Origin of the sequence: Streptomyces atroolivaceus (assembly GCF_000717025.1) — a bacterium.
In the GTDB taxonomy this organism is placed as follows: Bacteria; Actinomycetota; Actinomycetes; order Streptomycetales; family Streptomycetaceae; genus Streptomyces; species Streptomyces atroolivaceus.
Genome location: NZ_JNXG01000088.1, coordinates 1 through 240, shown reverse-complemented (window position 1 = coordinate 240; position 240 = coordinate 1). Strand labels below are relative to the sequence as shown.

Here is a 240-nt window from a genome sequence, read left to right as displayed (position 1 = left end):
GCCACGTCGGGTTGTACCTGGCAGCAGTTGCCTTCGGCGTCGTTCGGCCCGTCCGGAGCGACCGCCCACCGGCGGTTCTCGGAATGGTCGAAGGCCAGGGTGTGGGCCAAGCTCCACCGCCTGGTCCTCGACGAACTCGGAGCCCGCGGCGAGCTGGACTGGTCGAGGTGCGCGATCGACTCGGTGAACATGCGGGCCTTGAAAAGGGGGACCTGACAGGTCCGAATCCTGTCGACCGGG

At 67.9% G+C, this 240-nt stretch carries 1 pseudogene; it reads left to right on the top strand.

The features are described 5' to 3' along the window. Window positions 1-240: pseudogene (locus OO67_RS35535) on the top strand (transposase); the annotation flags it as partial.